General features: G+C 63.3%; 1 protein-coding gene. It reads right to left on the reverse strand.

Going from position 1 to position 330, the window contains the following annotated elements; translation table 11 throughout:
* Positions 1-314: MurR/RpiR family transcriptional regulator (locus B4E36_RS08570; protein ID WP_345900234.1), on the reverse strand; the 314-nt coding region annotated here is incomplete at its 3' end.
* Positions 315-330 lie beyond the last annotated feature (16 nt).

A 330-nucleotide genomic window follows, 5' to 3' on the forward strand; every position in this document is an offset into this window, starting at 1 on the left:
TGGGTTTTGATGTTGCGGAGCGTGACGGCGGCATGGTCGCGGGTGCGGTAGGCGACCAGATTGGCGAGAATGTCGATCACCGCCATATAGGCAAAACGGGTCGAGGTCGGGCGGAAGATGTTCTCGCCCTCCGGCAGGTCGATGCCGATGACCCAAGCGGCGGCCTTGGCGACGATGCTGTCGCTCTGGGTGAGCGCCACCGTCTTCAGCCCCGCCCGCTTGGCGATCTCCAGCGTGCGGGCAAGCTCGTGGTTGCGGCCGGAAAACGAGGAGACGACGATCAGATCCTCAGTTCCAGCGGCGGCTGTCATCATCAGTTGCATCGAATGG

The organism is Martelella sp. UBA3392 (assembly GCF_002358775.1).
In the GTDB taxonomy this organism is placed as follows: Bacteria; Pseudomonadota; Alphaproteobacteria; order Rhizobiales; family Rhizobiaceae; genus Martelella; species Martelella mediterranea.